Source organism: Actinokineospora sp. NPDC004072 (assembly GCF_053604195.1).
On record NZ_JBSGHB010000002.1, the window covers coordinates 374,393 to 397,188 of the forward strand.

The 22,796-nt window shown below is 73.5% G+C and carries 22 protein-coding genes and 1 pseudogene; 11 read left to right on the forward strand and 12 right to left on the reverse strand.

Features of this window, described 5'->3' with window-relative positions:
* Positions 1 to 21: 21 nt before the first annotated feature.
* The 3 genes from ACWEPX_RS04150 to ACWEPX_RS04160 form a co-directional block, all read right to left on the reverse strand.
* Positions 22 to 522, reverse strand: a complete 501-nt coding sequence (locus ACWEPX_RS04150; RefSeq protein WP_451895606.1) for a hypothetical protein — start codon at positions 520 to 522, stop codon at positions 22 to 24.
* A gap of 68 nt (positions 523 to 590) precedes the next feature.
* Positions 591 to 1,499, reverse strand: a complete 909-nt coding sequence (locus ACWEPX_RS04155; protein ID WP_451895607.1) for an arabinan endo-1,5-alpha-L-arabinosidase — start codon at positions 1,497 to 1,499, stop codon at positions 591 to 593.
* Positions 1,500 to 1,583: 84 nt separating this feature from the next.
* Positions 1,584 to 1,775: a CDGSH iron-sulfur domain-containing protein gene (locus tag ACWEPX_RS04160; RefSeq protein WP_451895608.1), complete on the reverse strand. Its 192-nt coding sequence runs from the start codon at positions 1,773 to 1,775 to the stop codon at positions 1,584 to 1,586.
* 65 nt (positions 1,776 to 1,840) lie between these two features.
* On the opposite strand from ACWEPX_RS04160, the gene ACWEPX_RS04165 reads away from it, so the two are divergent.
* Complete coding sequence (locus tag ACWEPX_RS04165) at positions 1,841 to 2,812, forward strand: iron-containing redox enzyme family protein (RefSeq protein WP_451895609.1); 972 nt, start codon at positions 1,841 to 1,843, stop codon at positions 2,810 to 2,812.
* Here the strand turns inward: ACWEPX_RS04165 and ACWEPX_RS04170 are convergent.
* From ACWEPX_RS04170 to ACWEPX_RS04180, 3 genes are read right to left on the reverse strand one after another with little or no spacing between them, the layout of a single operon-like run.
* Positions 2,798 to 3,211 (reverse strand): DUF6766 family protein, encoded by a 414-nt coding sequence (locus ACWEPX_RS04170; RefSeq protein ID WP_451895610.1) that lies wholly within the window; start codon positions 3,209 to 3,211, stop codon positions 2,798 to 2,800. The genes ACWEPX_RS04165 and ACWEPX_RS04170 overlap by 15 nt on opposite strands.
* 56 nt (positions 3,212 to 3,267) lie before the next feature.
* Positions 3,268 to 3,627, reverse strand: coding sequence for a hypothetical protein (locus ACWEPX_RS04175; RefSeq protein ID WP_451895611.1), 360 nt, complete (start codon positions 3,625 to 3,627; stop codon positions 3,268 to 3,270).
* Positions 3,628 to 3,633: 6 nt separating this feature from the next.
* Positions 3,634 to 3,828, reverse strand: a complete 195-nt coding sequence (locus ACWEPX_RS04180) for a DUF2795 domain-containing protein (RefSeq protein WP_451895612.1) — start codon at positions 3,826 to 3,828, stop codon at positions 3,634 to 3,636.
* A gap of 98 nt (positions 3,829 to 3,926) precedes the next feature.
* Here ACWEPX_RS04180 and ACWEPX_RS04185 point away from each other — a divergent pair, with 98 nt between their 5' ends.
* The 7 genes from ACWEPX_RS04185 to ACWEPX_RS04215 all read left to right on the forward strand — a co-directional run bounded on the left by ACWEPX_RS04185 (position 3,927) and on the right by ACWEPX_RS04215 (position 11,890).
* Positions 3,927 to 4,955 (forward strand): NAD-dependent epimerase/dehydratase family protein, encoded by a 1,029-nt coding sequence (locus ACWEPX_RS04185; RefSeq protein WP_451895613.1) that lies wholly within the window; start codon positions 3,927 to 3,929, stop codon positions 4,953 to 4,955.
* A gap of 31 nt (positions 4,956 to 4,986) precedes the next feature.
* Entirely contained in the window at positions 4,987 to 5,808 is an 822-nt protein-coding gene (locus tag ACWEPX_RS04190; protein WP_451895614.1) for a class I SAM-dependent methyltransferase, read from the forward strand.
* An 11-nt stretch (positions 5,809 to 5,819) separates the two neighbouring features.
* Entirely contained in the window at positions 5,820 to 6,422 is a 603-nt protein-coding gene (locus tag ACWEPX_RS04195; protein ID WP_451895615.1) for a TetR/AcrR family transcriptional regulator, read from the forward strand.
* 56 nt (positions 6,423 to 6,478) lie between these two features.
* The gene (locus ACWEPX_RS04200; RefSeq protein ID WP_451895616.1) at positions 6,479 to 7,576 is read left to right on the forward strand and encodes an AI-2E family transporter; all 1,098 of its coding nucleotides are present in this window, start codon (positions 6,479 to 6,481) and stop codon (positions 7,574 to 7,576) included.
* A 30-nt stretch (positions 7,577 to 7,606) separates the two neighbouring features.
* Positions 7,607 to 10,597 carry a BTAD domain-containing putative transcriptional regulator gene (locus ACWEPX_RS04205; protein WP_451895617.1) on the forward strand — a complete coding sequence of 997 codons (2,991 nt, stop codon included), beginning with the start codon at positions 7,607 to 7,609 and terminating at the stop codon, positions 10,595 to 10,597.
* Positions 10,598 to 10,681: 84 nt separating this feature from the next.
* On the forward strand, positions 10,682 to 11,119 hold the full coding sequence (locus ACWEPX_RS04210) for an SRPBCC family protein (RefSeq protein ID WP_451895618.1): 438 nt from the start codon (positions 10,682 to 10,684) through the stop codon (positions 11,117 to 11,119).
* A 9-nt stretch (positions 11,120 to 11,128) separates the two neighbouring features.
* The gene (locus tag ACWEPX_RS04215; RefSeq protein ID WP_451895619.1) at positions 11,129 to 11,890 is read left to right on the forward strand and encodes an SDR family NAD(P)-dependent oxidoreductase; all 762 of its coding nucleotides are present in this window, start codon (positions 11,129 to 11,131) and stop codon (positions 11,888 to 11,890) included.
* 121 nt (positions 11,891 to 12,011) lie between these two features.
* Here ACWEPX_RS04215 and ACWEPX_RS04220 read toward each other — a convergent pair whose 3' ends face one another.
* Complete coding sequence (locus ACWEPX_RS04220) at positions 12,012 to 13,583, reverse strand: phytoene desaturase family protein (RefSeq protein ID WP_451895620.1); 1,572 nt, start codon at positions 13,581 to 13,583, stop codon at positions 12,012 to 12,014.
* A gap of 6 nt (positions 13,584 to 13,589) precedes the next feature.
* Positions 13,590 to 14,060, reverse strand: coding sequence for a general stress protein (locus ACWEPX_RS04225; RefSeq protein WP_451895621.1), 471 nt, complete (start codon positions 14,058 to 14,060; stop codon positions 13,590 to 13,592).
* A gap of 181 nt (positions 14,061 to 14,241) precedes the next feature.
* Between ACWEPX_RS04225 and ACWEPX_RS04230 the strand changes: the two genes are divergently transcribed.
* From ACWEPX_RS04230 to ACWEPX_RS04240, 3 genes are all read left to right on the forward strand, one after another.
* Positions 14,242 to 15,189: a LysR family transcriptional regulator gene (locus ACWEPX_RS04230; protein ID WP_451895622.1), complete on the forward strand. Its 948-nt coding sequence runs from the start codon at positions 14,242 to 14,244 to the stop codon at positions 15,187 to 15,189.
* A 37-nt stretch (positions 15,190 to 15,226) separates the two neighbouring features.
* Positions 15,227 to 18,289, forward strand: a complete 3,063-nt coding sequence (locus ACWEPX_RS04235; protein ID WP_451895623.1) for an ATP-binding protein — start codon at positions 15,227 to 15,229, stop codon at positions 18,287 to 18,289.
* A 100-nt stretch (positions 18,290 to 18,389) separates the two neighbouring features.
* Positions 18,390 to 18,746 carry an STAS domain-containing protein gene (locus ACWEPX_RS04240; RefSeq protein ID WP_451895624.1) on the forward strand — a complete coding sequence of 119 codons (357 nt, stop codon included), beginning with the start codon at positions 18,390 to 18,392 and terminating at the stop codon, positions 18,744 to 18,746.
* Here the strand turns inward: ACWEPX_RS04240 and ACWEPX_RS04245 are convergent.
* The 4 genes and pseudogenes from ACWEPX_RS04245 to ACWEPX_RS04260 all read right to left on the reverse strand — a co-directional run bounded on the left by ACWEPX_RS04245 (position 18,743) and on the right by ACWEPX_RS04260 (position 22,740).
* A complete protein-coding gene (locus ACWEPX_RS04245; RefSeq protein WP_451895625.1) occupies positions 18,743 to 19,777 on the reverse strand; it encodes a winged helix DNA-binding domain-containing protein in 1,035 nt (344 codons plus the stop codon). The genes ACWEPX_RS04240 and ACWEPX_RS04245 overlap by 4 nt on opposite strands.
* A 32-nt stretch (positions 19,778 to 19,809) precedes the next feature.
* A complete protein-coding gene (locus ACWEPX_RS04250) occupies positions 19,810 to 20,787 on the reverse strand; it encodes a hypothetical protein (protein WP_451895626.1) in 978 nt (325 codons plus the stop codon).
* A gap of 754 nt (positions 20,788 to 21,541) precedes the next feature.
* Positions 21,542 to 21,832 (reverse strand): annotated as a pseudogene (locus ACWEPX_RS04255) (FAD-dependent monooxygenase); the annotation flags it as partial.
* Positions 21,833 to 21,840: 8 nt separating this feature from the next.
* On the reverse strand, positions 21,841 to 22,740 hold the full coding sequence (locus ACWEPX_RS04260) for a DinB family protein (protein WP_451895627.1): 900 nt from the start codon (positions 22,738 to 22,740) through the stop codon (positions 21,841 to 21,843).
* Positions 22,741 to 22,796: the final 56 nt, after the last annotated feature.

The following is a 22,796-nucleotide window of genomic DNA, read 5'->3' on the forward strand; positions in this document are numbered from 1 at the left end:
CGGTGGCGGTGGGCCGGTTGGTTACGCCGGTTTGCGGGTTCGGCCCCAGGGTTTGAAGACGGAGAGGGTGGTGGCGAGGAGGACGGCGGTGGTGGAGACGATGGGGGGCATTAGGAGGGAGGAGAGGTCTGGGACGCCGGTGGTGGCGTAGGTGGGGGCTTGGGTGGCGGTTTCGCGGAGGGTGGGGGTGAGGGCGAAGACGATGAGCAGGGTGAGGATTGCGTTGAGGGCCAGTTTGGTGGCCACCCACCAATAGCGGATCAAGCCGTACTTCGTGCCCAGGCCTAAGACCACCCCCGTCCCGAGGGTGACCAGCGACGTCACGATCAGCGGCGCGATGGCGAACATCGCCAACGCGCGGAAGGCGGTTTCGGCCGACACCGCGCTCGGCGTCGTCACCGCGGTCAGCACGAGGATGGCCAGGACGATATCGATGCCCAGCCAGACGCCAGCGAAGACGATGTGGGTGAGGAGCCAGGTCTTGCGGGCGTTGGCGGTCAGGCGGAAGCGGGTGGTCGGCATGGGGCCAACGATCCGCGAGCGGCGCGGCGAAGGCGTCAGGTGGGCGACGTATCTTCGCGTACGTCAATCTACGTACGCAGCGCAGGCCACCCCGACGAGTCGTACGTCAGATCGTTGAGGCCCAGTAGCGGAGTCCCGTTGTCGGCGTAGTAGTGATACACGAGCACATCCCCCTCCGCATCACTCAGCACGTCCTGATGCCCAGGCCCATGCACACCCCCGTGCCCCGCAAGGATCTCCGTCCCACCCCCCGACATCATCGCCACCCCAGCCCGATCCACATAAGGCCCGCCCAGCGCCGTCGACCGCCCCACCATCACCCGATAAGTGCTATCCGCCCCCTGACAGCACCGGTCGAACGACACATAGAGGTAGTAGTACTCCCCGTGCTTGGCGATCGTCGCCGCCTCGATCGCGCCACCGCCCCGGCCAGCCAGCGACCCGATCGCCGTGCCGAGCGGCTTGCCCGTCAAAGGGTCGATCTCGATCTGCTTGATCCCTGACCAGTAGGAGCCGAACGTGAGCCACCACCGGCCGTCCTCCACGTAGAGATCAGGGTCGATGGCGTTGTAGTCGTTCTCCGCCGAAGTCGCCACGACCAGGCCCTCGTTCGTCCAGCTCCCCGCCGCGCCGGTCGGGCTGGTCGCCAGGAAGATCGCCGACTTCCGCGACCCCAGAGTGGACGCCGCGTAGTACAGGTAATAACGATCATTCAGGTACGACAGGTGCGGCGCCCACAGAGTCGCGCCCCCACCCGTGTACTCCAACGTCCATGGCGCACCATCCGGAAACACCTGTCCCGCGTTGGTGAACGTGACCCGATCAGTGGACGTCTTCAGGGCGATGTTCTGCCCCGTGTGCGCCATCAGGTACCCCGAGGCCGTCTTCACCATCGTCGGGTCGTGCACCCGCACATCCCCCGTCACCGGAAGGGGGTCCGGATAGCCGACCAGGGTGACCACGACGGCCACCGCCACCCCAGCCCACATCCACGCCTCCTCCGCCCGACCGCTCCACCTCGTCTCTACTTGCCCGGGCGGTGGCGCGCCAGTCGGGGGAGGTCAGGTGCGCTTGCAGCGCCGGTGGCTGGTGTCGCACAACGGGTACAGCGCGCTGCGGCGGCACGCGCACAGCGCGGTGACCACGCGGGACGACCGCACGGTCGTCCCGTCGGCGCCGGTCACCTCGACCGGGCCGTCCACCAGGATCGGACCGCGCGGGAGGATCCGCACGCGCGTGGGTCGTTCAGCCATGCCCGGGAGTACCTCGGTTGAGCACCGCCCAATCGGGTATTCCGCCGCCGACGAGAGGAGCCCCCATGCCCAACGCGGTGGCCACCGGCCTGCCAGCGCCCCGTGGTCCGCTGTCGGAGTACGTCTGCGACGTGCTCCCCGGTCCCGTGCGCGCCCTGACCCCGCCCGCGGTCGACGCCGACCCCTTCGGCGAGGACCTGTCCCTGGCCCTGCACCTGTGCTACGAGCTGCACTACCGCGGCTTCCCCGGCGTCGCCCCCGAGTGGGAGTGGCAGCCGGACCTGCTGCGGCTGCGCGGGGCGATGGAGGCGGTCTTCCTCGACGCGCTCAAGCAGCGCACCGACGGCGGCGACGTCGAGGAGGTGCTGGCCGAGCTGCTGGTCGAGGAGGTCCCCGGCCGCGGCGTCTCGCACTTCCTCGCCGAGCAGGGCACCTGGGACCACATCCGCGAGTACTTCATCCACCGCTCGATCTACCACCTCAAGGAAGCCGACCCGCACGCCTGGGTGATCCCGCGCCTGCGCGGCAAGGCCAAGGCCGCGCTGGTCGCCGTGGAGTTCGACGAGTACGGCGGCGGCCGGGCCGAGGACATGCACTCGCGCCTCTACGCCGACCTGCTCGCCGAGTGCGGACTGTCCACTGAGTACCTGCACTACCTCGACGACGTGCCAGCCCCGGCCATCGCCAAGGTCAACATGATGTCGCTGTTCGGGCTGCACCGGTCGCTGCGCGCGGCGCTCTGCGGGCACTTCGCCGCCGCCGAGATCGGCACCCCGCCCAGCGCGGCCCGGGTGCTCGTGGCGCTCGACCGGCTCGGTGCCGGACCGGCGGCGCGGCGGTTCTTCGCCGAGCACGTCGAGGCCGACGCCGTGCACGAGCAGATCATGCGCCACGACGTCGTCGGCGACCTGGTCGCCACCGAGCCGGACCAGGCCGCCAACGTCGTGCTCGGCATCCAGGCCACCGGGCTGATGGACGCCATGATGGGCGAGCACCTGATGTCGGCGTGGACGGCCGGGCGGTCATCCCTTCGGTGAGCCGCCCGGGTCGATCCCGCGCTCGGCCAGCAGGGCGTCCAGCTTGGCCTCCATGCGCTCGTCGGACTCCCGCGACTGGCTGGACCCCCAGTAGTAGAACAGCGCCAGCCCGGCGGCCTGCCAGATCAGCTGCAGGAACTCGGACTGCCAGTTCTCCAGGGTGGAGGCGGCGAACTGCGGGAAGTAGTCGGAGAACGCCGCCTCCTCCCCGTGGGTCTGCTGCTCCTGGCGGAAGGCCATGTACTGGAAGATGAACTGGCCGATCCAGGACAGCAGGAAGAAGACCCCGGTCACCAGGGCGAAGGAGTACGCCTTGGCGAACCGGGGCTTGCCGAAGGGCTCGACCCCCTGGCCGGGTTTGCCGACCCGGGCGAGGTCATCGGTGTCGTGGTGCCTCATGTGTCCGCCTTTCGCCGGGACTGGCGGACACATTCCCCCACTTGACGTAGGGCAAACTACGCTGCGGAGAAGCCCGCGACCGCGCACAGCACGCCGAACGCGAGCGCGAACCCCACGACCTTGCGTCGTTTGTCCGGTTCGGGCAGAGCGCTGAAGACGGCCGCGTCGGCCAGGTCGGAGGCGACCCTGGCGGCCACCGCCGTGCGCAGCGCCGCACCCGGTGGGGCGCAGAGCATGCCCACGCCGATGGCCGCGTCGCGGGCGCCGATCGCGCGGACCAGGATCCGGCTGCCGCCGGGCACCTCGCCGGTGGCGTTGGCCAGCCCGGCGGGCCCGGCCAGCAGCGCGGGCTTGGCGATGAGGGCGGCGCCGTAGGCGGTGGTCGCCGCCCCGAGCACGCGGGTCAGCACGCGCATGCCCGGCTACCGCGTCGCCGAGGTGAACGCCTCGCTGACCGCGTTCGGCCCGTCGTACTCGCGGTCGGGCATGGCTTCCAGGCCCTTGACGACCTCGTCGTCGGCGCCGCTGGACCGGGCGTGCTCCACCAGGTCGGACTTCGAGCACGGGTAGTCCACCCCGGAGAGGTACTTCTGCATCTGGATCGGGTTGGGGGCCATGTGGCCGTCCTCCTTCGCGGTCGGGTCCGGCGTGGGTACCCGGGGCTGGCCGGGTGAACCCGCGTTTCGCCCGACCCGGGCGCGGGTATCGCGCTGCCATGCGGATCGTGGTGGTGGGTGGGACGGGGAGCATCGGCACCGCGCTGCTGGACGTCGCGGCCGTGCGCGGGCACAAGCTGGTGGGGGTGTCCCGGCGCGAGCCCGCCCCCGGGCCGCCCTACGCCGACGTGGAGTGGCACGCCATCGACATCGCCGAGCGTTCGGCGTTCACCCGGCTGGTGGAGGTGTTCGACGGCGCCGACGCGGTGGTGCACGCCGCGTGGCTGATCCAGCCGAGCCGGGACCGGATGAACCTGCGCAAGGTCAACGTCGAGGGCACGGCGGTGCTGCTGGACGCGCTCGCCGTCGCGGGCGTGCCGCACCTGGTCTACCTGTCCTCGGTCGGGACGTACGCGCCCAAGGATCGCGGTGGTCCGGTCAGCGAGTCCTGGCCCACCACCGGCGTCCCCACCTCCGACTACAGCCGGGACAAGGCCGACGTCGAAGCCATGCTGGACCGCTTCGAGGCCGCCCGGCCGGGCATCGCGGTGACCCGGCTGCGGCCCGCGCTGGTGCTCCAGCGGCGCTCGGCGTCGGAGGTCCGCCGCTACTTCACCGGCAGGCTGATCCCGCGCGCGATGTGGAAGCTGGTGCGCTCGGGCAGGCTGCCCGCGCTGCCGCTGCCGTCCGGGCTGGCCCTGCAGTTCGTGCACGCCGCGGACGTGGCCACCGCCGCGCTCGCCGCCATCGACCGGCAGCACCGGGGCGCGCTGAACCTGGCGGCCGACCCGATCATGGACCTCGGCGCCCTGGCCGCGGCCGTCGGCGCGCGACCGCTGTCCGTGCCGCCTCGCGTGGTGCGGGCGCTGATGGCCGGTGCGTGGCGCGCCCGCCTGCTGCCGATGCCCGAATCCTGGCTCGACCTGGCGCTGGAGGTGCCGATCATGTCCGCCGAGCGCGCGCGGACCGAGCTGGGGTGGGCGCCCCGGTGGAACGCGACCGAGACCCTCGGGGACCTGCTCGCCGGCCTGGCCGACGGCGAGGGCGTGCCCGCCAGCCCGCCGCTGCGCCCCTCCACCTGGCCTTGACGGCCCACCCGCCCGCCGCCATCATGAACGCATGTTCATGAACGAGCGTTCACCGGTCGTCAACACCGCGCAGGCGCAGGCGTGGAACGGGTACGAAGGCAGGCATTGGGCCGAGCACGCCGACCGCTACAACGCCGTGAACAGCGGCTTCAACCGCTACCTGCTCGACGAGATCGGCGCCGGGGACCGCGTGCTCGACCTCGGCTGCGGCACCGGCCAGCTCACCCGCTTGGCCGCCGAGAAGGCCGCGCACGCCGTCGGCGTCGACCTGTCCGAGCCGATGCTGGCCACGGCCAGGTCGGTGCCGTCGGACGCCGGGTTCATCCAGGGCGACGTCCAGGTCCACCCCTTCGCCGAGGGCGGCTTCGACCTGGCCGTCAGCCGGTTCGGCGTGATGTTCTACGCCGATCCCGTCGCGGCCTTCGCCAACGTCCGGCGGGCGCTGGCCGACGGCGGCAGGCTGGCGTTCCTGTGCATGACCGCGCTCGCGGGCACCGACCTGGGCGCGGTGTTCGCCGCGCTCGCCCCGCACCTGCCGCCCCCGACCGGCGCGGACGGGACCGGCCCGACCTCCTTCGCCGACCCCGACCACGTCCGCGCGGTGCTCACCGCGGCGGGCTTCTCCGAGATCACCTGCCAGCGCGTCGAGGCCGACCAGCTCTGGGGAGCCGACGTGCCCGACGCGGCGGAGTTCCTGGCTGGCTGGGGGCCGGTCAAGCACCACATGGACCTCGCCGGACCCGAGGCGGCGGCCCGCGCCCGGGCCGCGCTGGCCGACGCGCTGACCGCCTTCACGACGCCCGACGGCGTGCGCACGCGCGGAACGGCGTGGCTGGTGACCGCGAAGCGATAGCATCAGCCGCGATGGCACCCAGAAAAGCCGCCGCCCTGCGCCACGACGAGCGGAGCCTGCGCGAGCACCTGATCGCCACCGCCGAGCGGATGATCGCCGAGCAGGGCGGCTCCGGGCTCACCGTGCGGGCCATCGCCAAGGCGGCGGGCGTGGCCGACGGGCTGCTCTACAACCACTTCGCCGACAAGGAAGAGCTGCTGGCCGCCGCGCTGCGCGCGCACGTGGGCAGCGTCGAGGCCAATTTGCCGCCGCTGCCGGAGCCGGGCACCGACGACGTCGAGGCCAACCTGCGCGCGCACCTGGAGCACGGCCTCGCGCTGCACCGGGCGATCCTGCCCGCCTTCACCGGCCTGCTCAACCAGCCCGCCGTCGTCGCCCGCTTCGCCGCCGACGGCGGGCAGGGCGCGGACTGGCGGACCCGGCTGGTGGACTACCTGCGCGCGGAGCGGGAGCTGGGCAGGCTGCCCGGACCCGCCACTGTGGACGCCGCGGCCGCGCTGCTGGTCGGCGTCTGCCACGAGGCCGTGCTCTCGGCGATGTTCCCGCACGCCAGCGCGGCCGAGGTGCCCGTGGACCAGATCGTCACCGCGGTCCTGCGCGGGATCGCCGGGTAGGACGTCCGGCGGGATCGCCGGATTGGCGGCAGCATGATCCCCCAGGAGGTGCTGCCATGCCCGACCGCGCCCACGTCATCGGCCACGGGGTCGCCTGGCTGGCCCGGTGGAGCCTGCGGCTGGTCCTCATCGCGGCGGGCTGCGTCCTGCTCTGGATGCTGGTCGCCCGGCTCTGGGTCGCCGTGTTCCCCGTCCTGCTGGCGCTGGTCATCGCCACCGTCCTGTGGCCGCCGGTGCGGTGGCTGCGGTCCAAGGGGGTCAAGGCCGGGCTGGCGGCCTCGATCGCGCTGCTGGCGGGCCTGGCCACGCTGGGCGGCTTCATCACCCTGATCGCGGTCTCCATCGCCTCCGGCGCGCCGGAGATCGCCGACAGCGCAGGCGAGGCGATCGCGGACATGCGCGACTGGCTGGCTGGCCCGCCGTTCAACCTCGCCGACAGCGAGCTCGACCGGTGGATCCAGAAGGGCGTCCAGCAGGTGCAGCGCAGCTTCGGCGCGATCGCCGACGGCCTGATCACCGGCCTGGGCACGGTCACCTCCGGCGTCGTCACCGCGGTGCTCGCGCTCGTCCTGGCGTTCCTGTTCGTCAAGGACGGGCCGCGGTTCCTGCCCTGGCTGCGCGGCGTGTCCGGGGACCGGGCGGGCGACCACCTGGCCGTCGTGCTCGGCCGCATCTGGGAGACCCTGGGCGGCTTCATCCGCACGCAGGCGATCGTCAGCCTCATCGACGCGGTGTTCATCGGCCTCGGTCTGCTGGTCCTGGGCATCCCGCTGGCCGTGCCGCTGGCCGCCCTGACCTTCCTCGGCGGCTTCATCCCGATCGTCGGCGCGTTCGTCGCGGGCGCGCTCGCGGTGCTGGTCGCCCTGGTCAGCAACGGGCTGACGGTGGCGCTGATCGTGCTGGGCATCGTCGTGGCCGTGCAGCAGATCGAGGGCAACGTGCTGCAACCGGTGCTGCAATCGCGCAGCCTGCGGCTGCACGCGGCCGTCGTCCTGCTCGCGGTGACCGTTGGCGGGAGCATCTTCGGCATCGCCGGGGCCTTCCTCGCGGTGCCGGTCGCGGCGACCGCTGCGGTGGTCCTGCGCTACCTCAACGAGCAGATCGACGCGCGCGTCCAGCCGCCTGCCGAGCCCGAGGCGCCCGCCGAGCCCTAGGGTGTCGGTGGTCGCGGCTACCGTGGGGGCATGCGTTTCGGGGTGCTCGGCCCGCTGGCCGTCTGGACCGCCGACGGGCGGGCCGTGCCGATCCCCGAGGCGAAGGTGCGCCTGCTGCTGGGCGCCCTGCTCGCCCGCGCGGGCGCGGCCGTCTCCGTGGACCGGCTGGTCGAAGACCTGTGGGGCGGCGCGCCCCCGGGCAACCCCGTCAACGCCCTCCAGACGAAGGTGTCGCAGCTGCGCCGCACGCTGGAACGGGCCGAACCGGGGTCGCGCGCCCTGCTGACCCACGGTCCCGCCGGCTACCGGCTGGCCGCCGACGACCTCGACGCGACCCGCTTCACCGAGCTGGTCGCTCAGGCAGGCGGCGATCTCAGGGAGCGGGTCGCCCAGCTCGACGCGGCCCTGGCGCTGTGGCGCGGCCCGGCCTACGCCGACGTCGCCGACGCCGAGTTCGCCCGCGCCGACATCACAAGGCTCACCGAGGCCCGGCTCAGCGCGCTGGAGGAGCGCGCGCTGGCCCGCATCGAGCTGGGCGAGCACGCCGAGGTCGCCGCCGAGCTGGCCGACCTGGTCACCCGCCATCCGCTGCGGGAACGCCTGCGCGCCGCCCACCTGCGGGCGCTGTACCGCTGCGGCAGGCAGGGCGAGGCGCTCGACAGCTACGAAGACCTCCGCAGGCGCCTGGCCGACGAGCTGGGCGCCGACCCGGGGCCGGAGCTGGTCGCCGTGCACCGGGCCATCCTCACCCACGACCCCGCGCTGGCCCCGCGCCAGCGGCCGAACCTGCCCGCGCCCGTCGGCGGGCTGATCGGCCGCGACGGGGATGTGCGTGCGGTGCAGGCGGCGCTGGCCAGGGACCGGCTGGTCACCCTCACCGGCCCCGGCGGCGTCGGCAAGACCCGGCTCGCGCTCGCCGTCGCCCACGCCCAGACCCACCCCGATGGCGTGTGGCTGGTCGAGCTGGCCGGGCTGCGGCCGACCGACGCGCCCGAGGAGGCCGTCGCCGCGGTGTTCGGCGTGCGCGACGAGACCCGGCAGGCGCGCGATCCCGTCGAGCACCTGGTCGAGGCGCTGCGCGGCCGGGACCTGCTGCTGGTGCTGGACAACTGCGAGCACGTCGTCGACGCGGTGGCCAAGCTGGCCGCGGTGCTGCTGCGCGAGGTGCCCGGCCTGCGCGTGCTCGCCACGAGCCGCGAGCCGCTCGCGGTGTCCGGCGAGCTGGCCTACGCCGTGGCCCCGCTGTCGGTCGACGACGACGCGGTGCAGCTGTTCCTCGCCCGGTCCGGGCTGCGGCGGGACGAGGGCAACGCCGCGGCCATCGCCGCGATCTGCCGCGGCCTCGACGGCATCCCGCTGGCCATCGAGCTGGCCGCGGCCCGGGTCCGGGCGTTCGGCGTGCACGGCCTGGCCCGCGCGCTCGGCGACCGGTTCGCGGTGCTCGTCGGCGGCGGCCGCGACGCCCCCGCCCGGCAGCGGACGCTGCGCGCGGTGATCGACTGGAGCTGGGACCTGCTCACCGAGGTCGAGCGCGTCGTGCTGCGCCGCATCGCCTGGCACGCCGACGGCTGCACGCTGGCCAGCGCGGCGGCCGTCACCGGGGTGCCGGACGTGCTCGACGTCATCGTGCGGCTGGTCGACCGGTCCTTCCTGGTCGTCGTGGACGACCCGGAGGGCACCCGCTACCGGCTGCTGGAGTCGGTCGCGGCCTACGGGGTCGAGCGGCTGCGCGCGGCGGGCGAGGAGGACGAGGTGCGCGCCCGGCACGTCGCGCACTACGCGGAGCTGGCCAGGACCGCCGAGGTCTGCGGCCCGCAGCAGCGCGAGTGGCTGCTGCGCCTGGAGGCCGAGTCGGCCAACCTCGCCCGCGCCTTCGACGCCGCCGACACCGACACGGCGTTGGGCATGGCCGACGCGCTGGCGTGGTCGTGGTTCCTGCGGGGCCGCCACCGGCTCGCGCACCGCTTCCTCTCCGCGGCGTTGGCCCGACCCGGCGGGTCGCCGCGCGCCCGGGCCAGGGTCCGCGGGTGGCTGACGGGCTTCGCGCTGCTGATCGGCGCCGACCGCGACGTCCCCGGGGCGCTGGCCGACCTCGGCCCGGCCGACCGCGGCGAGATCGCGCTGTTCCTGGCGTACGTGCACCTGTTCCTGGGGGATGCGACGACCGGGGAGGGCCTGCTGGCGGAGGTGACCGCGGACGACGACTGGAACCGGGCGTTCCTGCTGTCGGCCAGGGCGTCGGTCGCCCTGCTGCGCAGCGAGCTGACCGCCGTCGAGCGCGACGCGACGGCCGCGCACGACCTCTTCGCCGCGCACGGCGACCGCTGGGGGCGGCTGCGGGCGATGGAGAGCCTGGCCGCCCTCGCCCAGATCCGCGGCGACTACGCGCAGGCGACGCGGATCCACCGGGAGGCGGCGGCGATCGCCGAAGACCTGCGGCTGTGGAACGACGTCGCCCACCACCTGGCGGGGGAGGGGCGCGTCGCGCTGCTGGCGGGCGACCCCGCTCGGGCGGCCGAACTCCACCACCGCGCGCTGCGGCTCAGCGCCGAGCAGTCCAACCCCTTCGGCGAGGAGTTCGCCGAGCTCGGCCTGGCCATCATCGCCCGCCGCACCGGCGACCTCGACGCCGCCGAGCGGCACCTCAACCGCTGGCTGGACTGGAACCGCGCGATCGGCTCGGACTACTGCCTGTCGCTGCTGCACTCCGAACTCGGCTTCATCGCCGAGCAGCGCGGCGACGCCGCGACCGCGTTCCGCTGGCACGAGGCCGCCCTGGCCTCGGCGCGTTCCGCAGGCGACCCGCGGGCGATGGCGCTGGCGCTGGAGGGTTTGGCGGGAGCCCACGCCCTCATCGGCGAGTTCACCCGTTCGGCTTGCCTGCTGGACGACGCCGCGACCCTGCGCGCCTCGGCAGGCGCGCCGCTGCCCGCGGGGGAGCGCCACGACGTCGACCGCATCGAATCCCGCCTCTTCGCTCGACCGGGCGAGATGGTGCCTGCCGAGTTGTCCACCGGCTGAGGAAGCCTCCCTCGGGCGCTGGTGTCTACATTGGACTTCGGAGGCGGCGGGGGTAAGTGGGCGCGGTTGGGGTACTCCTCCGGCATGGCGGCTGTGAGCAGGGAGATACCGGTGCCCGTCGAGCGCGTGTGGGGCGTGTTGGCGGATGGGTGGACGTATGCGAGCTGGGTGGTGGGGGCGTCGCACATTCGGCAGGTGGATGCGGGGTGGCCGGAGGTGGGGGCCGCGGTGCACCACAGCGTCGGGGCGTGGCCGTTGGTGATCAACGATGTCACGCGGGTGCGGGCCGTGCGGGTGGGGGAGATGCTGGAGTTGGACGCGCGGCTGTGGCCCGTCGGCACGGCTACCGTGCGGTTGGAGCTGTTCCCCACTGCGACCGGCACCCGAGTCGTGATGAGCGAGAACGCGCGGACCGGGCCTGCTGCGGCTCTGCCGGACAAGCTGCAGGACCTGCTGCTCGTGCCCCGCAACAAGGAGTCGCTGGAGCGGCTGAGCGCCTTGGCCACCCGAGCGACCGCGTGAGGGAGGATCATGCCTTCGGCACTGGTGACGGGCGCGTCCTCCGGGATCGGCCGCGCGCTGGCCCGGGAGTTCGCCGAGCACGGCTTCGAGGTGGTGATGGTCGCCGAGGAGGACCGCATCCACGCCGCCGCGGCGGAGGTCGGGCCGCTGGCCCGCGCGCTCCAGCTCGACCTGATCGACCCGCAGGCGGTGGAGGAGCTGGTCGACCAGATCGGCGTCCCCGAAGCGGTGGCCATCAACGCGGGCATCGGTCCCGCTGGCGCCTTCATCCACGAGACGACGCTGGAGGAGCAGCTGGCCACCGTCGACCTCAACGTCCGGTCGGCCGTCCACCTGGCCAAGCGCGTCCTGCCCGGCATGGTCGACCGCAGGAGCGGCCGGGTCATGTTCACCTCGTCGGTCGCCTCGGCGATGCCCGGCCCCTACCAGGCCGTCTACAACGCCTCCAATGCGTTCCTGCGGTCGTTTGCGCAGGGGCTGCGGGAGGAGCTGAAGAGCACCGGCGTCACCGTGACGACCCTGATGCCCGGCCCCACCGAGACCCGCTTCTTCGAGCGCGCCGGGATGCTCGACACCAAGCTCGGCGCCAACCCCCGCAAGGACTCCGCCGCCACCGTCGCCCACGACGGCTACGCGGCGATGATGAAGGGCCGCAGCAGCGTCATCCCCGGCTCCATCGCCAACCGCCTCATGACCGCAGGCAGCCGCCTCCTCCCCGACCGCGTGCTCGCCGCCGTCCACAGCCGCCTCTCCAAGCCCGGCACCGCCTAGCCAACGGCAGAGCGCGGTCGGAGGGAACCCGGGCAGCCGGGAGGTGAGAGCGGGAGGCGGGTGAGGCCAACCCTGCCGTGGATGGGCGCTGAGCCAGCACGGGTCAGGGGGCGGTGCGGACTCAGGTCAAGGCTCGGTGCGCTCGGCGGATCAGGGTTCGGTAGGTGGGACCGTACCAGGAGTTGGCCGTCAGGGCGGCTCGGGCGGCGTTGGCGCCGGGGGCGCCGTGGACGCCGCCGCCGGGGTGGGCCGAGGCGCTGGCCAGGTACAGACCGTCGATCACCGTGTCGGCGCGGCTCAGGCCTGGGGTTGGGCGGAACACCAACTGCTGGTGGATGCTCGCCGTCCCCGCGTTGATGGCACCCTCCACCAGGGAAGGGTTGCCGTGCTGCAGGTCGGCCGGGCCCGCGATGACCCGGCCCACGACCAGGTCCGCGAAGCCGGGCGCGTGGCGCTCCAGCGTGGCCTCGACATCCGCGGCCCAGGCGTTGAGGCGGGACGTGGGCCAGGAGTCGCCGCGGGGGACGTGGCTGTAGAGCCAGGCCGACTCCGTGCCCGCGGGGGAGCGGGTCGGGTCGGCGGTGGTCATCTGCCCCAGCAGGAGGAAAGGCTCACTCGGGACGCGGCCGGTGGCGAGGGCGGCGTTGACCGCGGTGAAGCCGTCCATGTCCACCCCGAGGTGCACGGTGCCCGCCCGGGACACCTCCGCCGCCTTCCACGGGATCGGGCCCGACAGCGCCCAGTCGATCTTGATCGTGGCGTCGTCCCAGTGGAAGCGGCGCAAGTCGTCGCGCAACCGCGGGGGCAGGTGGTGCGCGCCGACGAGATCCAGGTACAGCGTCGGGGCCGGGACGTCCGCCAGCACCGCGCGGGTCGCGCGGACCGGTTCCCCCGCGATGACGCCCAGCGCGCGCCCGTCGTGCACCACGATCTCCGACACCGGCCGGTTGCACTCCACCCGCCCGCCACGCGACCGCAGCCGCGCCACGAGCGCGTCGGTGATGGCCCCGGCCCCGCCCTCCGGCACCGGGAAGCCGACGTCCTGCCCCAGCATCGCCAGCAGCCACCCGAACACCGCGCTGCCCGCCTGGCCCGGCCCCAGGTCGGTGTGCAGGGCGTTGCCCGCCAGCAGCGCCCGCGCGCCCTCGCCAGCGAAGCGCTCCTCGCCGAAGCGGCGCACCGGCTGGGTCGCCACCCGCGCGGCGCGCAGCGCGTCGCCGAGGCCCGCGCGCCGCAGCAGCCGCAGGCCCGCGCGGACCGGCGGGAACGGGCGCAGCAGCGCGGCCAGCAGGTCCTCGCGGATCTCCTGGTACACCGCGTACTGCCGACGCCACGCCGCGCCGTCCGACCGGGCGAAGGCCGACAGCGACTCGGCGGTGACGTCCAGGTCGCGCGAGAGCAGGGCCACCCGGTCGTCGGGGAACAGGTGGGCCAGCACGGCGGGCGCGTGCCGCCACCGCAGCCCGTGCTCGGCCAGCCGCAGGTCCGCGAACACCGGCGAGGCCACGCCGAGGGGGTAGAACGCGCTGTAGAGGTCGTGCCGGAAGCCCGGGGCGGTCAGCTCCGCCGTGCGCACGGCGCCGCCGGGCGCGTCCTGGCCCTCCAGGACCAGGACGTCCCACCCGGCGTCGGCCAGCAGGTTCGCGGCGACGAGCCCGTTGGGCCCGCTGCCGACCACCACCGCGTCAGGCATGGGCGGCTATCGGCCCATGCCCGCCAGCACCTGACCCGCCTGCTCGGCGTAGGGCGCGTCGACCAGGACGTCGTAGCTGTCCGCGCGCATGCCCGACACCGACGAGAAGTCCCGGTTGCCGCCGGTCATCGCGTGCGCGAGCAGGCCGAACGCCGCGCCGATGATCGCGCCGAGGATCGCCCCGTACAGGGCCAGCAGCAGCCCGGAGATCAGCGGGTTGATCCAGTTGAACAGCCCGAACAGCCACCCGAACACCGCGCCGAGCACGGCGCCGGAGATGGCCGACTGCCCGGCCGACTTCCACAGCGTCATCCGGCCGGTGACCTGCTCGAAGGAGCTGAGCCCGCGACCGACGATCGCGGCGTGCTCGACCGGGAAGCGGTGGTCGGACAGGTAGTCCACGGCCCGCTCCGCGTCGGCGTAGTTGCTGTACGAACCCACGACGAGCTGGGCTTTCTCCGATTGGAACTGGGTCACAACCACTCCTTTGCCGTAGTCCGCAGCAGGTGAGTGCCCCGGCGGGAGCGCGCTCAATCACCCGGACGGGAAGGTTCCTCCCGTGGTGGCCCGGGTAGCGCGGGCGTCCTTTGAGGACCGGTCGAGATTCTCGATCGCCGAGGTGATCGGCGGTGCTTGCCCGGGTGCGTAGCATGAGCGCGTGGAACTAGAGGTGCGGCACCTCCGCGCGCTGGTGACGGTGGCCGACGAGGGCAGCATCACCAAGGCGGCTGCTGTGCTCGGCCTCGCCCAGCCGTCGCTGACCGCGCAGGTGCAGCGCATCGAGCGCGCGATCGGCGAGAAGGTGTTCGAACGCGGCCGGACCGGTGTGGTGACCACGTCGTTCGGCCGCGGCCTGCTGGCCAGGGCGCGGGCCGTGCTGCGCGAGATGGACGACCTGATGGTCATCTCCACCCGCACCACCCGCCGCGAGATCGTCCTCGGCGACGTCGGCCTGATGCTCTCCGAGATCGTGCCCCGGCTGGAGGAGGCCTACGCCGCCGACCGCGGCTACACCGTCCGCGCCCACATCGACACCGCCGCCGACGCCCTGGTCGGCATGCTGCGCTCGGGCAGGCTCGACGCCGCGCTCATCAGCGATGTGATCGGCTTCGAGAGCGTCGAGGTGCACAACCTGCGGCTGGAGACGGTCGTGCCGCTGGAGCCCGCCTTCGTCGCGATCTGGGACCGCCACCCGCTGGCCGACCGGGAGGCCATCGACCTGGCCGACCTGGCCGCCGAGTCGTGGATCGTCAACCCGCACGAGAACCCCGGCTGGCTGGCCGCCCTGCGCGCCGCCTGCCGCGACCTCGGGTTCGAGCCGCGCATCGCCTACCAGTCCACCCACATGGCTGGTGCGCGCGAGTTCGTCGGCACGGGCAAGTGCGTCGCCATCGCCGACCCGCTGTCGGTGGAGAACCGGGGCGTGGTCTTCCGGCCGCTGGTGGGCGACCCGGTGCGCGGGCGCATCGACCTGGCGTGGACCGACCAGTGCCCGGTGCCGGTCCCGATCCTGCGCCGGGTCGTGGTCGAGTCCTACCGGACGATGGTCGACCGGATTCCCGCCTACCGGAACTGGTGGTCGCGCCGCGGGATGGTTCCCGCCTGAGGGGCGATCCGGGTCCGCCGTGGTCGAGAATGCGGGCATGACTGCGGCACGGTGGGCAGCCGGTGTCCTGGACCAGGGCGGCGAGATGGGCGCATTGGTGGGCGCCTTCGACTGGGCGGCCACCCCGCTGGGGCCGATGGACGACTGGCCGCAGAGCCTGCGCACCGCGGTCAGCGTGTGCCTGACCTCCCGGTTCCCCATCCTGCTGTGGTGGGGCCCGGACCTGGTGATGATCTACAACGACGCCTACCGGCCCATCCTCGGCGCGTCCAAGCACCCCGTCGGCCTCGGCGCGCCCGGGCGCACCATCTGGCCGGAGGTGTGGGACGTCATCGGGCCGATGCTGAACGGGGTCATGGCCGGTCGGGGCGCGACCTGGTCCGACGACCAGCTCCTGCTGCTGGACCGCAACGGCTACCTGGAGGAGTGCTACTTCACCTTCTCCTACAGCCCCATCGTGGAGGAGTCCGGCGCGACGGGCGGGGTGTTCTGCGCGGTCACCGAGACCACGGGCAAGATCGTGGGCACCCGCAGGCTGGCGACTTTAGGCAGCCTGGTCGCCGGGCTGGTCGATGCCGCCACCCCCGAGCAGGCGTGCGCCAAGGCCGCCGACCTGCTCGCCGCCAACTCCGATGACGTGCCCTTCGCCGAGGTCAGGCTGGGTGAGCAGCGGTTCAGGGCGGGCGTCGGGCGCGACACCGACGACCTCGACGTCACCGTCGGCCGCACCGGCCGGGTCGTCGCGCCCGGGTTCTACGCCGCGCCCGTGGTCGAGCCGGGGGCGGCCGAGCCCAGCGCCGTGGTGGTCTTCGGGCTCAGCGAGCGCCGCCCGTTCGACGAGGGCTACCGCTCCTTCCTCGACCTCGGCGCCGGGCACCTGGCCACCGCCATCAGCGGCGCCCGGGCCGCGCTGGCCCAGCAGCGCCGCGCCCAGGCCCTCGCCGAGCTCGACGCGGCCAAGAGCACGTTCTTCGCCAACATGAGCCACGAGCTGCGCACCCCGCTGACGCTGATCCTCGGCCCCGCCGCCGACGCGCTCGACGACCGCGACGAGCCACTCCCGCCGCGCCAGCGGGCCCGGGTCGAGCTGGTCGCCCGCAACGCGCGCAGGCTGCGCAAGCTGGTCAACGGCATGCTCGACTTCGCCAGGATCGAGGCGGGCAGGCTGGTGCCCGAGCCCGCCCCGGTCGACCTCGCCCGCGCCACCGCCGAGCTGGTCCACAACTTCACCCCGGCCATCGAGCGCGCCGGGCTCGCCCTGGTCCTCGACATCCCCGAGCTGCCCCGGCCCGCCCACCTCGACCCGGAGCTGTGGGACCGGATCGTGGTCAACCTGCTGTCCAACGCGGTGAAGTTCACCATCGACGGCGAGATCCGCGTCGAGCTGCGGGACGCGGGCGAGGCCGCGGAGCTGCGGGTGCGCGACACCGGGGTCGGCGTCCCCGAGGAGGAGCTGCCGCGGCTGTTCGACCGGTTCCACCGCGTGCGCGGGGTCGAGGGGCGCACCCACGAGGGCAGCGGCATCGGGCTGGCGATGGTGGCCGAGCTGCTGCGCCTGCTCGACGGCACCGTCGAGGTCGAGTCGACCGTCGGGGTGGGCACGACCTTCACCGTCCGGGTGCCCTACGGGCGGCCGAAGGCGGCCGCCGCGCCGCACGAGGCGCGCCCCAACCACGAGAGCCTCACCCCGTACGTCGAGGAGGCGCTGTCCTGGTCGGTGCGCGCGGACAGACCCGAGGCCGGGGCCGAGCCCGACCGGCCCCGGCTGCTCATCGCCGAGGACAACCGCGACCTGCGCGACTACCTGCGCGACCTGCTCGAACCGCACTACAGCGTCGAGCAGGTCGCCGACGGGACCGAGGCCATCGCCGCGCTGCGGGCGCGCAGGCCGGACCTGCTGCTGGCCGACGTGATGATGCCGCGGCTGGACGGCTTCGGCCTGCTGTCGGCCGTCCGGGCCGACCCCGACCTGCGCGACCTGCCGGTGGTGCTGCTGTCGGCCCGCGCGGGCGAGGAGGCCGCCGCGGAGGGCTTCGCCGCGGGCGCGGACGACTACCTGGTCAAGCCGTTCTCCCCGGCCGACCTGCGCACCCGGCTGCGGGCCAACCTCGACCGGGCCGCCGCCCGCTCCCGCGACGCCGCGTGGCGCGCGGCGATCGTGCGCGGCCTGCGCGACGGCGTGGTCATCGGCACCAAGGGGGGCGAGATCATCGAGGTCAACGCCGCCTTCGGCCAGATCACCGGCTACGGCCCCGAGCACGCGCCCTACCGGTCGCCCTACCCGTGGCTGCCCCGCCCCGACGATGAGCCCGCGCAGCGCGCGCTCATCGAGGACGTGCTGTCCGCCGCCAGCGAGCAGGAGGACGGCCGCGTCGAGCTGCCCCTGCGCCACCGCGACGGCCACACCGTCTGGACCGCGGTCGCCTGGACGACCGTCGACGGCGAGGACGACCTGGTGGTGGCCACCGTCCGCGACATCACCCGCGAGCGCGGCCTGCGCAGGCGCCGCACGGCCGCCGCCGAGCTGGCCGCCGTGCTCGCCGCCGCGCCCGGGGCCGCCGAGCTCCTCGCCGCCACCGTCCAGGGCTTCGCCGACGTCTTCGGCGGGACCGTGCTGGTCGTCCCGCCCACCGGGGAGTGGCCGCCTGCCGAGGTCATCACCGCCGGGGGCACCACGGCGTGGACCGCCCTGCCCGCGTCCGCGCGGGCCGAGCTGACCGCCGCCCGATCCGGTGAGCAGCAGCCCGACCCGCCGCCCGGCCTGCTGCTCACCGCCGCCGACCACACCGTCTGGGTCGGCTTCCCGGCGCCGCGGCCGGTCGGGGCCGACGAATTGCTGCTGGCCCACCTGCTGGCCGACGCGCTGGCCACCGGCCTGGACCGGGCGGCGCGCGAGGCGAGCCGGGCCAGCACCGAGGACAACCTGCGCGCCGCCATCGCCAGCCACCGGTTCATCGGGCAGGCCGTCGGCATCCTGATGGAGCGCCACCGGCTCACCGCGGCGGCCGCGTTCGACCGCCTCCGCGAGGCGTCGCAGCGGCGCAACGTCAAGCTCCGCGACCTCGCTGACCAGGTCATCGCCACCGGCGAAGAGGTCTGACGGGGCGCGGCGGTTGCTGCCCGCTGTGGGCGCGGCCATACTGGGTCGTGGGGGAGAGGTCTAAAAGCGGGCCTGCACGACGTCGACGTGAGGAACGCTCATGCGAAACGTCATAAGGTCGTGCGTCGCCAGCACCGTCTCCGTGGACGTGCTGGGCATGCCGGACCAGCCTCGCGTGCTGGTCACCGGTGATGTGGACGCGCTGACCGTCCCCGAACTGTCCGGGACGCTGACCGAGGTGCTGCGCGGGCGACCGGAGGCGCTGTGCGTCGACCTGCGCCCGGCGAGCTTCTTCGGCGCCGCCGGGCTCAGCGCGCTGCTCACCGCCGAGGAGACCGCACGCGCCCAGCACACGCGCTGGCGTGTGCTGGTCTGCGACCACTCCATAGTTTCCCGCGTCATCGACGTGACCGGGCTGGCCGAGCGGTTGAACTCGTTGGTGACCGACCCCTTCTAGCTGATCTCCACCCGCCCGTCGACCTCGGCGAAGGCCAGCAGCCGGGCGCCCTCGGCCAGCACGTCCGCGCGCTGGCCGGGGGTCAGCGGGCGGAACACCTCCACGTCCAGCACACCGTCCTTGACCCGCCAGATGCCGTGCACGAAGCCGTCCACCAGCAGGGTGCACTTGCCGCCGATGATGATGCCGCGCCGGTAGTCCTCATCGGAGATGACGCGGGTGCGGTCGTGGTGGGCCAGCAGCAGGTTGTCGAACTCCGGCAGGAACCGCACCGGCGCGGGCGTGTCCTCATCCGGCAGCGGTCCCTCGGGGAGGTCCAGGAGTTCACGGCCCGTTTCGTCGGTTAGGACGCGCAAGTCCAATTCGCGCACCACGTCACGCAGCCGGGTGAGACCGGACCACGTCTGGATGTCGCGCACCGTGGCGGGTCCGAAGGCGGCCAGGTAGCGCGACACCAGGTCGACCGGCTCGCCCGAGCACTCCGGCGCCAGCGCCCATTCCGCGCGTCCCGTGCGGCCCCAGACCCCGCGGGGCGGCCGTTGCACGACCGGGACCAGGAATTGCACCGCGACGCCCAGGTACTCCGCGTCCACGTCCGGCCACCGCTCACCGAGCGCGATGCACAGCTCCCGCCGCGTGCGGGGCTTCTCCGCGAGCACCTCGGTGGCCGCCGCGGCCAGGTCGGCGGCGTCCACTTCGTCCAGGATGGACTTGAACGGCGACGAGGCGAAGCGGCGGTGCAGCAGGGTGCGCAGCAGCGGTTGGATGCGCCCGTGGTCGGCGGCGCTCACCAGGTGGATCGTCGCCCGGTAGAAGGGGCACCGCAGCACGGCGCCGGTGGTGACCAGGTCGGCCAGCTCCGCGGCCTTGAAGTCGCGCAGCCGCGACCACAGGCCGACATACGGCGACAGGGGCTCCTGCGCCTGCATGCCCACCAGGTGCTCGACGGCGGCCAGGGCCGGGAGGTCGGAGCGCTCCAGCAGCAGTTGGCGGTGCAGCGTGGCCCGGTTGAGGGCGCGCTTGGTCAGCATGTGCTGAACCGTAGTCGCGCTTGCGGACAGGTTCAGTCCGGAAGGAACTGCACCCGGACCGATTCGTCGTTCGGGACGACGATGGTGCGCCTGCCGGGGCCGTCCCAGCGCGCAGGCACCAGGAACAGCCGCCCGCCCGCCTCGGTGAGCAGCCGCAGGCCCTGGCAGCGCACCCGGAACGGGTCGCCGCCGGGCAGGTCGAACTGCTGCACGCCGTCGAGGTCGGCGGGCAGGTAGAGGCGCTGCTGGAGGTCCAGCACGACCATCGGCCGGGTGTCCAGCTCCGCGGCCAGCTCCGCCGCGCGCCCGCGGCCGTACGCCCCGGCGAAGATGTTGGTCGCCCAGAACAGCCCGATGACGGCCATCCCCGCCAGGCCGACCAGGATCAGCACCTCGTTGATCCCGCGGGCCCGCTTCCCCGGCGCCCGCACCTCGCGCAGCACCCACAGGCCGTAGGCGAGCAGGGGCAGGCCCAGCCCGAGGCAGATGGGCGTCAGCCCGGGGAACTCCTCTTCGGACACCGACACCCACAGCACGCCGACGCCGCCGCGGACGAACATCAGCAGCCCGAGCACCCCGGCTGCGGCGGAGACCGCGTGGGCCGCGCGGCGGTGGCGGTGCATCAGCGCCGAGACCGCCTGGTGCGCGGCCAGGGCGAGCAGCATCAGCACCAGCAGGAAGGCCAGCGGCGGGAACACCACCTCGGTGCCCAGCATCAGCACCTCGACCGTGGACAGGTCCAGCACCGCGAGGTCGACGCCGAAGTGCTCGTACCTGGCCAGGGTGGAGACGTAGCCGAAGTAGAACAGCAGCGCGGAAGCCAGCGTCGTCGGCGTGGCGATGGCCGCGATGGTCTGCCACCGGCTGAGCGTGATGTCCTCAGCCGGTGGTGGTGGTCGTCGTCGGCTCGGTCGTAGTCGTGGTGGTGGTGTCCTCGGTCGTCGGCTCCGTGGTGACGTCCTCGGTGGTGGTCGTCGTCGGCTCGACGCAGGAGTTCGTCGGGTAGTCATACTGGTCCTGGGTGCACGGCGCGGCGATGAGCCGGACGGTTTCCTTCCACCCCACCGCCACCGGGTCCGATGCGGACGGATGCGCGGCGGCCACGGCCGGGTCGTCGCACGGCAGCCCTTCGGCCGACGGGCACGACGCGCTGAACTCGACGCTCAGCGCGCCCTCCCCCGGTCCGGAGGGGACGATTTGTACCGAGCAGGTGTCGACGTCCCATTCGGCCCCGGCGGGGAAGGTGTAGCCCCGGCATTCCCCGCCGACCGGCCCGCTGCACGGATCGGACCCCGAGCTGGCGAAGCCGAACACCCCGCCGACGTGGACGGAGACCGACACCGGGACCGCGGGCGCGGGCGTGCCGAACCCCCCGAGCCGGAACACCTTGCACTGGTCCAGGAACCCGCCGTCGGCCTCCTGGAAGAAGTACGGCCACGACGAGCTGTCGGTCCGCCCGTCCAACCGCGGCCCCCCGACCAGGATCGCCCGGTTGTCCTTCCCCTTGCCGCCCCCGCCGCCTTGGTAGCCGCCGCTCGGCTCCGGCCCCAACGGGGCGAACGAGGTCGCCTCGCCCGACCCCCGCGGCGTCCCCGCAGGCGTCCCCTTCTCCGCGCCGCAGGCGGAGACCAGCAGCACCAGCACCACGACCCACATCCGCGATGCCATCGACCCCACCTCCCAGCCGGGCGCGTTGCCTGCACCCAAACCATCGCCCGGGCGGTCGGCAGCATGACGCCCCCCACCCGTTCGGCCCAGCCGCGGTCAGCTCGGCTGGAAGAACGCGAGCATCCTTCGGCTGGCGTCCGGGGCCGACAGCATCTCCTGGATGCGGGCGGACAGGCGCGCGGCGGCGCTGGTCCGCTCGAACATCTCCCGTTCGCAGGCCGCGACGGCGGTGGCGTGGTCGTCCGGGTGGGCGGCCAGGGCGAGGCCGAGGAGGGCGCCGTCGAGTAAGGCCATGTTCGCGCCCTGGCCCACCGGGGGCATCAGGTGCGCGGCATCGCCGATGAGGGTGACCCCCGGCGTCGACGGCCAAGTCAGGCCGACCGGGAGGGCAATCGTCATCCCTCCACGGTCTTCGCGCGGGAGGCGAGGTAGTCGGCGACCTTCGTCTGGCCGAAGTAGCGCGCCCAGCCCTCCGGGGGCAGGTTGTACTGGGTGTCGCGGACCGTCAGGTCGGCGCCGTGCTCGGCCAGCAGCCGCACGACCGGGAGCACGCCCGCGCCGGCCGCGTGGTGCAGCGCGCCAGCGGCGTTGGCGTCGAAGCCCAGCTCCACCAGCAGGTGGACCGCGGGCCAGTTGTGCATCCCCGCCAGCTGCCCCACCAGCCCGCGGTGCCGCTCGCGCAACCCGGGATCGGCCGCCAGCATCGACTCCACGGCCGCCCGGCCCGCGCTCGCGCAGACCTCCACGAACGGCTCGACCGGCCGGGTGGCCCGGTAGAGGTCCCGCAACACCGCGACTTCCGCGCCGTGGTGGATCAGTTCGTCCAACTCGTGCAGCACGAACGAAACCCGGCTGCTGCCCGCGTACGGCCCGCCGATCGGTCCCAGCGCACTGGTCAGCTCGCTCGCGTCGGCGGCGAGGAGGTGGCCCCGGAACACCGCGAACGCCTGCTCCAACTGCTCGATCGCCGCCCGCGCCGTCCCCGGCTCGCCCTCGCGCTCCACCCGCCCCGCCGGCTCCACCCCGAGCCAGGTCGCATTCCGCTCGGCCAGCAGCACATCGATGATGTGGCACATCCGCCACGCGATCGTCGTCAGCGGCGGCGGCACCGGCGGCACCGGCGACCCATCCGCCCGGAACGACCCGTCCTCGGTTTCCCGCACCGACCAGCACCCATCGGCGGGCTCCCAGAAGTACTCCTCGTCCGCCAGCCCGTCGACCCGCCCCCGCAACCGGTGGAACGCATAGTCCGCAGCATCAACAAGATCCTGCTTGACCCGCTCCAACCCATCCACCCCCTGACGATAGGCGCGGCCCCGCCGCAATCGAGCCCGTTTCCCCCTATCCGGTA

Coding starts and splice junctions, on each gene's coding strand:
- ACWEPX_RS04150 (WP_451895606.1), bottom strand. CDS start 522: ATGCCGACCACCCGCTTCCGCCTGACCGCCAACGCCCGCAAGACCTGG.
- ACWEPX_RS04160 (WP_451895608.1), bottom strand. CDS start 1,775: ATGGCTGAACGACCCACGCGCGTGCGGATCCTCCCGCGCGGTCCGATC.
- ACWEPX_RS04165 (WP_451895609.1), top strand. CDS start 1,841: ATGCCCAACGCGGTGGCCACCGGCCTGCCAGCGCCCCGTGGTCCGCTG.
- ACWEPX_RS04170 (WP_451895610.1), bottom strand. CDS start 3,211: ATGAGGCACCACGACACCGATGACCTCGCCCGGGTCGGCAAACCCGGC.
- ACWEPX_RS04175 (WP_451895611.1), bottom strand. CDS start 3,627: ATGCGCGTGCTGACCCGCGTGCTCGGGGCGGCGACCACCGCCTACGGC.
- ACWEPX_RS04180 (WP_451895612.1), bottom strand. CDS start 3,828: ATGGCCCCCAACCCGATCCAGATGCAGAAGTACCTCTCCGGGGTGGAC.
- ACWEPX_RS04185 (WP_451895613.1), top strand. CDS start 3,927: ATGCGGATCGTGGTGGTGGGTGGGACGGGGAGCATCGGCACCGCGCTG.
- ACWEPX_RS04190 (WP_451895614.1), top strand. CDS start 4,987: ATGTTCATGAACGAGCGTTCACCGGTCGTCAACACCGCGCAGGCGCAG.
- ACWEPX_RS04195 (WP_451895615.1), top strand. CDS start 5,820: ATGGCACCCAGAAAAGCCGCCGCCCTGCGCCACGACGAGCGGAGCCTG.
- ACWEPX_RS04200 (WP_451895616.1), top strand. CDS start 6,479: ATGCCCGACCGCGCCCACGTCATCGGCCACGGGGTCGCCTGGCTGGCC.
- ACWEPX_RS04205 (WP_451895617.1), top strand. CDS start 7,607: ATGCGTTTCGGGGTGCTCGGCCCGCTGGCCGTCTGGACCGCCGACGGG.
- ACWEPX_RS04210 (WP_451895618.1), top strand. CDS start 10,682: ATGGCGGCTGTGAGCAGGGAGATACCGGTGCCCGTCGAGCGCGTGTGG.
- ACWEPX_RS04215 (WP_451895619.1), top strand. CDS start 11,129: ATGCCTTCGGCACTGGTGACGGGCGCGTCCTCCGGGATCGGCCGCGCG.
- ACWEPX_RS04220 (WP_451895620.1), bottom strand. CDS start 13,583: ATGCCTGACGCGGTGGTGGTCGGCAGCGGGCCCAACGGGCTCGTCGCC.
- ACWEPX_RS04235 (WP_451895623.1), top strand. CDS start 15,227: ATGACTGCGGCACGGTGGGCAGCCGGTGTCCTGGACCAGGGCGGCGAG.
- ACWEPX_RS04240 (WP_451895624.1), top strand. CDS start 18,390: ATGCGAAACGTCATAAGGTCGTGCGTCGCCAGCACCGTCTCCGTGGAC.
- ACWEPX_RS04245 (WP_451895625.1), bottom strand. CDS start 19,777: ATGCTGACCAAGCGCGCCCTCAACCGGGCCACGCTGCACCGCCAACTG.
- ACWEPX_RS04250 (WP_451895626.1), bottom strand. CDS start 20,787: ATGACTACCCGACGAACTCCTGCGTCGAGCCGACGACGACCACCACCG.